The sequence below is a fragment of the Pseudomonas sp. B37(2017) genome, assembly GCF_002112885.1.
Lineage (GTDB): Bacteria > Pseudomonadota > Gammaproteobacteria > Pseudomonadales > Pseudomonadaceae > Aquipseudomonas > Aquipseudomonas paraglycinae.
Genome location: NZ_NEIX01000005.1, coordinates 427,104 through 433,103, shown reverse-complemented (window position 1 = coordinate 433,103; position 6,000 = coordinate 427,104). Strand labels below are relative to the sequence as shown.

General features: G+C 57.7%; 4 protein-coding genes. 2 read left to right on the top strand and 2 right to left on the bottom strand.

From position 1 onward, the window contains the following. Nucleotides 1–193 precede the first annotated feature (193 nt). Both CAF90_RS16255 and CAF90_RS16250 read right to left on the bottom strand, forming a co-directional pair. The gene (locus CAF90_RS16255; protein ID WP_007951068.1) at nt 194–1,444 is read right to left on the bottom strand and encodes a ribonucleotide-diphosphate reductase subunit beta; all 1,251 of its coding nucleotides are present in this window, start codon (nt 1,442–1,444) and stop codon (nt 194–196) included. A 554-nt stretch (nt 1,445–1,998) separates the two neighbouring features. Next, the gene (locus CAF90_RS16250) at nt 1,999–2,259 is read right to left on the bottom strand and encodes a DUF2790 domain-containing protein (protein WP_007951066.1); all 261 of its coding nucleotides are present in this window, start codon (nt 2,257–2,259) and stop codon (nt 1,999–2,001) included. A 405-nt stretch (nt 2,260–2,664) separates the two neighbouring features. Between CAF90_RS16250 and acs the strand changes: the two genes are divergently transcribed. Both acs and CAF90_RS16240 read left to right on the top strand, forming a co-directional pair. After that, nucleotides 2,665–4,620: an acetate--CoA ligase gene (acs, locus tag CAF90_RS16245; RefSeq protein WP_007951065.1), complete on the top strand. Its 1,956-nt coding sequence runs from the start codon at nt 2,665–2,667 to the stop codon at nt 4,618–4,620. A 560-nt stretch (nt 4,621–5,180) separates the two neighbouring features. After that, nucleotides 5,181–5,954, top strand: coding sequence for an ABC transporter substrate-binding protein (locus tag CAF90_RS16240; protein WP_011335541.1), 774 nt, complete (start codon nt 5,181–5,183; stop codon nt 5,952–5,954). The last annotated feature ends 46 nt before the right edge of the window (nt 5,955–6,000 follow it).

Below are 6,000 nucleotides of genomic sequence, written 5' to 3'. Positions count from 1 at the left end.
AAGTCAGCGTGTAATCGCGTTGACTGCGTTTTGCGCCCGAATCCATTGCACACTCCTGAAAAGAAGCCAGAAGGTGTAAACCTTATTCAGGACGAGACACCGCTAATAAAAAAGCCCCGATCAAATCGGGGCTTTTTGTTTTCTCAATTCGACGACTCAAGCAGCGGTCGGCAAATCGTGGCGAGCGAGACGATTAGTCCCAGCTAAGCGCACCACCAGTTTGGTATTCAATCACACGAGTCTCAAAGAAATTCTTCTCTTTCTTCAAGTCCATAATCTCGCTCATCCAAGGGAACGGGTTAGTGGTCCCTGGGTACTCTTCCTTCAAACCGATCTGCGACAGACGACGGTTAGCGATGAACTTCAGATAGTCCTCCATCATCGCAGCATTCATACCCAACACACCGCGAGGCATGGTGTCACGCGCGTATTCGATTTCCAGCTGGGTGCCTTGCAGGATCATCTGCGAAGCTTCTTCCTTCATTTCGGCATCCCACAGGTGTGGGTTTTCGATTTTGATCTGGTTGATCACGTCGATGCCGAAGTTCAGGTGCATGGATTCGTCGCGCAGGATGTACTGGAACTGCTCGGCGACGCCGGTCATTTTGTTGCGGCGGCCCATGGAGAGGATCTGGGTGAAGCCGCAGTAGAAGAAGATGCCTTCCAGAACGCAGTAGTAGGCGATCAGGTTGCGCAGCAGTTCTTTGTCGGTCTCTACGGTGCCGGTGTTGAATTCCGGGTCGGAGATGGCGCGGGTGTATTTCAGGCCCCAGGCGGCTTTTTTCGCGACCGACGGGATCTCGTGGTACATGTTGAAGATCTCGCCTTCATCCATGCCCAGCGATTCGATGCAGTACTGGTAGGCGTGGGTGTGGATCGCCTCTTCGAACGCCTGGCGCAGGATGTACTGGCGGCATTCCGGGTTGGTGATCAGGCGGTACACGGCCAGGGCCAGGTTGTTGGCAACCAGGGAGTCGGCGGTGGAGAAGAAGCCTAGGTTGCGCATCACGATGCGGCGCTCGTCGTCGGTCAGGCCTTCCGGGTTTTTCCAGAGGGCGATGTCGGCGGTCATGTTGACTTCTTGCGGCATCCAGTGGTTTGCGCAGCCGTCCAGGTATTTCTGCCAGGCCCAGTCGTACTTGAATGGCACGAGCTGGTTGAGGTCGGCGCGGCAGTTGATCATGCGCTTTTCGTCAACGGCGACACGGGCGGCGGAGCCTTCGAGTTCGGCGAGGCCTTCGGCGACGTCGAGGGAATCCAGTGCAGCCTTGGCGCGGGCCACGGCGGCCGAGTCTTCCGCGGTCACGGCGCGGGCTTCGAGGGCGGCGGCACCGCCGGCGCTGTCGAGGCGGTCCATGTTGGCTTCGCTAGCGTGGCCGGCGTTGGCGCCTTTCACTGCTGCTACTTCACTGTCTTCTTTGTCGAATTCGTCCCAGCTCAGCATGACGTGTCGTCTCCTGCGTGAGGGCCTGTGCCCGTGTGAAAACTGATTGGTTGGTTTTTCACACGGCCGTACAGGCCGCGTTGGATGTCGTTTTTTGCAGCGGTGCTACGCAGGCAATAAACAGAAAATTTTTACGGGTTTCCGAGAGCCTCTGACGGGCGCAGGCCAGCGTTGTCGCTGCTGCGGGGCTTCAGAATGGCTTTGATCCCTGTAAGGGAATATTGCTGACCCGATTGGGCGGCATTATAGGGAAAAAAACACCGGCGTGGGGGAGGGCGAAACAGCGCAGGGTGGTCGAGCGCTGGGGTGATTTCGATCGGAGCGAGGGTTTACAGGGCTTTCGCCGGGATTGGCCCCGGAGAAATTTTTTTCATTAATTTTTTGGCGTGTGATTGATTGCTCAAAAAATGAGCAAAAAGCCGCGTTTTTCACTATATCTTGTGTTTTGCAACCCTTTTACGTCACTTCAAACACAACTGAGCCCGACCGAAGCCGGGCTGGAATCGACCCTCGATGTTGCGCTGAGTGATCCGATTCGGTGCAGTCTCAAACCATCAATTGGTGCAGCCGTTGCCCATGATGCTGTAACGCAGGATGTGGCGCTGGCCGGTGGAGTCGTCGTACTCCATTTTCATCGGTACGACTTCGCAGACATTTGGAACTTCGCTCATCGATACAACTTTGGCGATGTCCAGGTGAGTGGAGTAAGTGTATTCCTCGATGGCTGGTTGTTGCTGTGCGACATCAGTCGGGACCTCGTCTGCCATGGCGGTTGCGCACAGACTGCTGAGGGCCAGAACCAATAAAGCTTTCATTTGAAATTTACCTTCTTGAGGTCGAGTGGGGTCACGCAACCTTTTTGGGGTTGCGTGTGGAACTTCATCGTTTGGGTTTGTTACTTCAGAGCTGGATTAACGGCCTTCGTGGGGGCTGTAACGTTGTTAATCGCTTTGCCTTGTCGGCGAGGTGAATTTTAGGCAGGCGGGGTAGGGGTAAACAGACCCGGTTTTGATAAACACCTTTGGCAGATTTGGTAACAATCCCCCAAAAACCAAAATATCCCGGCCCGGGCCAATGCCTGAAAGGCCGTGGCCGACGGGGTTCGCGGCAATCGCCACATTTTGTAGGGGCTTGTTACTACCATCGTCGAATGGTTCTATACGGGCGCCCCGGCTACAACAGGGTCATACAAAAACAACTATTACACCGAGGTAGGAAAGATGAGTGCGGCTTCCCTGTATCCCGTTCGTCCCGAGGTTCTGGCCAATACGCTGACCGACGAGGCGACCTACAAAGCCATGTACCAACAGTCGGTCGTCAACCCTGACGGCTTCTGGCGCGAACAAGCCAAGCGCCTCGACTGGATCAAGCCTTTCACCACGGTGAAACAGACTTCGTTCGACGATCACCATGTCGACATCAAGTGGTTTGCCGACGGCACCCTGAACGTTTCCTACAACTGCCTCGACCGTCATCTGGCCGAGCGCGGCGATCAGGTCGCCATCATCTGGGAAGGCGACGATCCTTCCGAAAGCCGCAACATCACCTACCGCGAACTGCACGAACAAGTGTGCAAACTCGCCAACGCCCTGCGTGGTCAGGACGTGCACCGCGGCGACGTGGTGACCATTTATATGCCGATGATTCCCGAAGCCGTGGTCGCCATGCTGGCCTGCACCCGGATCGGCGCGATTCACTCGGTGGTGTTCGGCGGTTTCTCGCCGGAAGCCCTGGCCGGTCGCATCATCGACTGCCGCTCGAAAGTGGTGATCACCGCGGACGAAGGCATCCGTGCCGGCAAGAAGATTTCCCTCAAGGCCAACGTCGACGACGCCCTGACCAACCCGGAAACCAGCAGCATCCAGAAAGTCATCGTGTGCAAGCGCACCGGCGGCGACATCAAGTGGAACCAGCATCGCGACATCTGGTACGAAGACCTGATGAAAGTGGCGGGCACCGTCTGCGCGCCGAAAGAGATGGGCGCCGAAGAAGCGCTGTTCATCCTTTATACCTCCGGCTCCACCGGCAAGCCGAAGGGCGTGCAGCACACCACCGGCGGCTATCTGTTGTACGCGGCCATGACTCACGAGCGCGTGTTCGACTACCGTCCGGGCGAAATCTACTGGTGCACCGCCGACGTCGGCTGGGTCACCGGTCACTCCTACATCGTCTACGGCCCGCTGGCCAATGGCGCGACCACGCTGCTGTTCGAAGGCGTGCCGAACTATCCGGACATCACCCGGGTGGCGAAGATCGTCGACAAGCACAAGGTCAATATCCTCTACACCGCGCCGACCGCGATCCGCGCGATGATGGCCTCCGGCACCGCCGCTGTTGAAGGCGCGGACGGCAGCAGTCTGCGTCTGCTCGGTTCGGTCGGCGAGCCGATCAACCCGGAAGCCTGGGACTGGTACTACAAGAATGTCGGCAAGTCCCGTTGCCCGATCGTCGATACCTGGTGGCAGACCGAAACCGGCGGCAACATGATGAGCCCACTGCCGGGTGCCCATGCGCTGAAACCGGGTTCTGCAGCACGTCCGTTCTTCGGTGTGGTGCCGGCGCTGGTGGACAACCTCGGCAACATCATCGAGGGCGAGGCCGAAGGCAATCTGGTGATTCTCGATTCGTGGCCAGGTCAGGCACGCACCCTGTACGGCGATCACGACCGTTTCGTCGATACCTACTTCAAGACCTTCCGTGGCATGTACTTCACCGGTGACGGCGCCCGTCGCGATGCCGATGGTTACTACTGGATCACCGGTCGCGTGGACGACGTGCTCAACGTGTCCGGCCACCGCATGGGCACTGCCGAGATCGAAAGCGCGATGGTCGCTCACCCGAAAGTCGCCGAAGCGGCGGTGGTTGGTGTGCCGCATGACATCAAGGGGCAGGGCATTTATGTCTACGTCACCCTTAAGAATGGCGAAGAACCGAGCGAGCAACTGCGCCTGGAACTGAAGAACTGGGTGCGCAAGGAGATCGGGCCGATCGCTTCGCCGGACGTGATCCAGTGGGCGCCGGGGCTGCCGAAGACCCGTTCGGGCAAGATCATGCGCCGCATCCTGCGCAAGATCGCGACCGCCGAGTATGAAGGCCTGGGCGACATCTCCACCCTGGCCGATCCGGGAGTGGTGCAGCATCTGATCGATACGCACAAGACCATGAACGTCGCGTAAGCGGCGGGTCTGAAGGCTGAAAAGCCCCGTCCGGCATCACGCCGGGCGGGGCTTTTTGTTTTCCAATAATTATCGGATTCATCCGTCAGGCAATTCCCACTGTTACCCGTCCGCCTTCAAGTTACTGAATGTGTAACCGCCTGCTCCGCAACGGGGCATCCGGAAACGCATTGCCCCGTTTTCGGGCCTCAAAACCCCCGGTGAAAAATAAGACACAACCCCGCGCTTGCCGGATTAGAAGGGTTTGCGAATAATAGGCCCGCAATTTGCAGCATAGATCGGTTCACTGTCTTTCGCTCTTGCATGAAATTGCGGAGCTGTCAATGTGCTCAAGCGGGTTTCTCGGTGCATCTGTAATTAGTTGTCGCATTGAAGAAATATCGGCTTCGGGCCTGTCGTTAGAATGCCGATCACTCGCTCGTCGTGGCTCGTGTTGAAATCGCTGACGGTTTCAATGGGAAATTTCCCACGGATGCAGCACCGCTTTTCTGTTTCACCCATTCGCATATTGGGCTGTCGCTCACTCTGCCGTTTTTGCCCTTTACCGATGGAGTCCCAAGATGAAGAAACTTGTGCTGCTTGGCGCCCTGGCACTGTCCGTGCTGTCCCTGCCGACATTTGCCGATGAAAAGCCTCTGAAAATCGGTATCGAAGCGGCTTACCCTCCATTCGCCTCCAAAGCGCCGGACGGCAGCATCGTCGGTTTCGACTACGACATCGGCAACGCGCTGTGCGAAGAAATGAAGGTCAAGTGCCAGTGGGTCGAGCAAGAGTTCGACGGTCTGATCCCGGCACTGAAAGTGCGCAAGATCGACGCGATCCTGTCGTCCATGTCGATCACTGACGACCGCAAGAAGTCCGTGGACTTCACCAACAAGTACTACAACACCCCGGCCCGCCTCGTGATGAAGGAAGGCACTCAGGTCAGCGAAGGTCTGGCTGAGCTGAAAGGCAAGAACATCGGCGTGCAGCGTGGTTCGATCCACGAGCGCTTCGCCCGCGAAGTCCTGGCCCCGCTGGGTGCCGAGATCAAGCCGTACGGCTCGCAGAACGAAATCTACCTCGACGTGGCCGCCGGCCGCCTCGACGGCACCGTGGCGGACGCTACGCTGTTGAATGACGGCTTCCTGAAAACCGACGCCGGCAAAGGCTTCGCGTTCGTGGGCCCGGCGTTCACCGACGTCAAATACTTCGGCGACGGCGTAGGCATCGCGGTACGCAAGGGCGACGCCCTGAAAGACAAGATCAATACCGCCATCGCGGCCATCCGCGAGAACGGCAAGTACAAGGCAATCCAGGACAAGTACTTCGACTTCGACATTTACGGCAAGTAAAGACGTCGCTCGACCCGTCCGAAATGGCGCAAGCAACAGGATCTCT

Excerpts from the sequence above, each read along its gene's own strand:
- CAF90_RS16255 (WP_007951068.1), bottom strand. The coding sequence starts at position 1,444 with ATGCTGAGCTGGGACGAATTCGACAAAGAAGACAGTGAAGTAGCAGCA.
- CAF90_RS16250 (WP_007951066.1), bottom strand. The coding sequence starts at position 2,259 with ATGAAAGCTTTATTGGTTCTGGCCCTCAGCAGTCTGTGCGCAACCGCC.
- acs (WP_007951065.1), top strand. The coding sequence starts at position 2,665 with ATGAGTGCGGCTTCCCTGTATCCCGTTCGTCCCGAGGTTCTGGCCAAT.
- CAF90_RS16240 (WP_011335541.1), top strand. The coding sequence starts at position 5,181 with ATGAAGAAACTTGTGCTGCTTGGCGCCCTGGCACTGTCCGTGCTGTCC.